This window comes from Dietzia sp. CW19 (assembly GCF_014145265.1).
Taxonomy (GTDB): domain Bacteria; phylum Actinomycetota; class Actinomycetes; order Mycobacteriales; family Mycobacteriaceae; genus Dietzia; species Dietzia natronolimnaea.
The window spans coordinates 1-3330 of sequence record NZ_JAALEE010000202.1; the positions used below are offsets into that span (position 1 = coordinate 1).

Sequence of the window (3330 nt, forward strand, 5' to 3'; positions counted from 1 at the left end):
CCGCGCCGCACCCCGGTGGACCGGCATGCAGAGCTCCTGCGGCGCACGTCGTCCTGACGTGTCGGGCCGGGGCACCTTCCCCAGAGTTGCGGCCCCGGGGCGACCGCCCGCCCTAGAGTTGCAGCCGCGCCAGCCGTCGTGCGCGTCGCCGCGCCCGCTGGAGTTCCGCGAGAAGTGCCTTGCCGGTCCACTGGCGGCGATCGGGTCCGGCCCGTTCGGCCTCGTGCACCAGCTCGACCATGTGCGCACACGCCGGCGTCTCGACACCGAGGTAGCGACCCATCCGCACCACCTCCCCCTGGAGGATGTCGATCTCGGTCGGTCGGCCCCGGACCAGGTCGTCGTTCATCGACGACGTCCCGTCGGCGTCGACCCGCATGACCGCCCTGGCGAGCCTGCGGAACACCGGGGTGGGCAGCCGCATGACGGCCGGCAGCATGCCGGCGGGTACCGCGATGGGTACCCGGGACACCACTCCGGCGGCGGTGAAGACCCGGTTGGCCTCGGCCTGACAGAGCGCGACGCATCTGCGCAGGTCCCGGTCGAGGAGTTCGGTCCTCAGCGGGAGGCCGGACAACGCCTGGACCGCATTGTTCATGTTCAGCAGGACCTTGCCGTGCAGTACCGCCTGGATGTCGTCGGTCGCGCGCACCCGGAGATCGGCCTCCTCCATCACGCGCAGGAGCGGGGCGGCGAGGGGATGCTCGGCGATCCGGATCTCCCCGGTGCTGGTCCGACGGTAGGTCGCGGGGCCGGTCCGCGCGACGTTGAAGGGGATGATCCCGGCGATCACCGGTGTGGCGTCCACGCCCTCGCGGATCAGATCGGCCGAGTGCAGTCCGTTCTGCAGGCCCACCACCAGGGATCCCGGACGCAGGTACGGGACGAACTCGGCGGTGGCGGAGGCGGTGGAGCCGGCCTTGGTGCACACGAGCACCACGTCCGAGCGTCGGACGGCCACCGGCGTCTCGGCCAGGGTGAGCGCCTCGGCGGGCACGTGGAGGCGGTCCTCCACGCCCTCACCGGACTCCACGGTGAGTCCGACCGCGCGGATCGGGTCGAGGACATGAGGGCGCCCGACCAGCGTCACGTCGGCGTGGCGGGCGAGCCTGCCGCCCAGATAACACCCGACCACGCCCGCACCGATGACGGTGATGCGCAGCGGGGTGTCGGTGCCGACCATGGTGCTGGACGTTACGACATGCGCAGCGGTCCGGCGGTGGGATCGCGCGCGTGCCCACCGGGTCGAGGGGATCTCAGTGGCGCCGGGGTCGCAGAACCACCTCGGTCGGGTGGGCGTCGGGCCCCGAGTCGAGGGCGTGGCGCACCGCGGTGGCCACGGAGTCCGGGCTGAGGTGGGCCGACGGGTCATACTTCCCGCCCTCGGCGGCGACGATCGCCCGCTGCATGTCGGTGTCCACGCGTCCCGGATGGATCGAGGTGACGCGCAGGGCCGGTTCCTCGCCGCGGAGGGTGTCGGTGACGGCGCGCAGCGCGAACTTGGAGGCACTGTAGGAGCCCCAGCCCGGCTTGGCGGTGGTCCCGGCACCGGAGTTGATGACGACGACGTGGCCGCGGGCCGCGCGGAGCGCCGGGAGCAACACCCGGGTGAGCTCGACCACCGCGAGGACGTTGATCTCGAACGCGCGACGCCACTCGGCGGCGTCCGACTCGTCGATCCGCCCGAGGTCGGCCACCCCGGCGCAGTGGACCACCCCGTCGAGGGAGGTGATCCCGTCGGCGACCGATGACACCCCGTCGACCGTCGTCAGATCCGCGGTCACCACCCGGGCGGATCTGCAGGAGCGGGCCACCGACGCCAGTGCGTCGGCGTCGCGGCCCACCAGGATCAGGTCGTGATCCGACTCGAGCGCCCTGGCCGTGGCCGCGCCGATCCCGCGCGAGGCGCCGGTGATCATGACTGTGCCCATGTCCGGTGAGGGTAGACGCCGCGGAGGCTCAGCGGGCGGTCGCGGTCCCGTCGAAGGCGTCCAGGAGTGCGTTGAGGGCGGGGACCGCCGCCGACAGCGTCTCCCGGTGCTCCGGGGACAGGCGGGACAGGTGATCGGCGAAGTCCTGGTCGCGCGCCTCGAGCACCTGGTCGATCCGTGCCCGCCCGAGGTCGGTGAGCTCCACGCAGACGCCGCGGCCGTCCGAGTGGTCCCGCACGCGCTCCACGTAGCCCATGCTCTCCACCACGGTCACGGAATTGCTGGTCGTCGGGACCCGGACGTTCTCCAACCGGGCCAGGTCGCTCATCCGCAGCCGCCCGTGGCAGGCGAGCGTGTAGAGGATCGAGGTCTGTGCGCGGCTGAGGGCGTACTGGGTGTTCTGCCGCCGGACCAGAAGGTCCAGCCTGAGGAGGATGGGCCGGAACTCCGTCGCCAGTCCGCTCGTCACAGTGTCCACGCCGTGCCCCCTGACCCGTTCGTCCCCTCGGTCGCATGGGAGATGTAAGCACGTTCCGGGGCGGTTATGGGGCGTCATCCCGGGCCGTGAGGGATACTCTCGGCATGGATTTGTATCACCAGATCACCGGTTCCGGTCCCACGATCATCCTCATGCACGGTGTCTGCCACCGTGCGCACGCGTGGGACTCGGTCGTCCCGCTCCTGGCGGACCGGTTCCGGCTGGTGGTGGTGGACCTGCCCGGACACGGGGAGTCGGCGGATCTCCCCGACGCGGGTGACGTGCTCGAGTACATGATGGACCAATTGACCGAGCTCATCGCGGAGGTCGTGCCGGACGGGGAGCGCCCCCACGTCGTCGGGAACTCGCTCGGCGGCTTCCTCGCACTGGAGCTGGGGGCCCGTGGCCTGGCGAGCAGTGTCACCGCGCTCTCGCCCGCCGGGTTCTTCCGGTCCGACGCCGAGTGGCGCTACACGATGACCGTGTTCCACAGTCTGCGCCGGGCGGCCGGGAAGCTGGGCCGTCACATCCCCGTGGTGACCGAGAGGGCGGCGGGCCGTGCGGTGATGATGGCCGCGTTCTGCGCTCGGCCGTGGCGGTACCCCGCCGAGGCGGCGGCGATCGACGGCGAGGCGATCATCAGCAACACCGTGCTGGACCGGGCGGACCGCAGGACGTTCCTGTTCTCCGCGCCGGTGGACGAGGAGCTGCCGATCACCATCCGGTGGGGCCGGTTCGACCTGGTGCTGCCGGTCCGGCAGGTCTCGCTCGCGTCGAGGTTGTTCCCGCAGGCCCGGATCGAGATCTCGGCAGGCGGGCACGTTCCGATGTCGGACGATCCGGAGGGCGTCGCCGCCTCGATCGCCGCGACCGTCGAGCGCGGGTTGGCGTGTGCGGGGGCGACGAGCCGGGTCTGACGGC

General features: G+C 71.8%; 4 protein-coding genes. 1 reads left to right on the forward strand and 3 read right to left on the reverse strand.

The window, feature by feature from the left end:
• Window positions 1-112: 112 nt before the first annotated feature.
• The 3 genes from G6021_RS06835 to G6021_RS06845 form a co-directional block, all read right to left on the reverse strand.
• The gene (locus G6021_RS06835; protein ID WP_182610833.1) at window positions 113-1183 is read right to left on the reverse strand and encodes a 2-dehydropantoate 2-reductase; all 1071 of its coding nucleotides are present in this window, start codon (window positions 1181-1183) and stop codon (window positions 113-115) included.
• 73 nt (window positions 1184-1256) lie between these two features.
• The gene (locus G6021_RS06840) at window positions 1257-1931 is read right to left on the reverse strand and encodes an SDR family oxidoreductase (protein WP_182610834.1); all 675 of its coding nucleotides are present in this window, start codon (window positions 1929-1931) and stop codon (window positions 1257-1259) included.
• 28 nt (window positions 1932-1959) lie between these two features.
• Window positions 1960-2409: a MarR family transcriptional regulator gene (locus G6021_RS06845; protein ID WP_259844083.1), complete on the reverse strand. Its 450-nt coding sequence runs from the start codon at window positions 2407-2409 to the stop codon at window positions 1960-1962.
• 104 nt (window positions 2410-2513) lie between these two features.
• Here G6021_RS06845 and G6021_RS06850 point away from each other — a divergent pair, with 104 nt between their 5' ends.
• Window positions 2514-3326 carry an alpha/beta hydrolase gene (locus G6021_RS06850; RefSeq protein ID WP_182640918.1) on the forward strand — a complete coding sequence of 271 codons (813 nt, stop codon included), beginning with the start codon at window positions 2514-2516 and terminating at the stop codon, window positions 3324-3326.
• Window positions 3327-3330 lie beyond the last annotated feature (4 nt).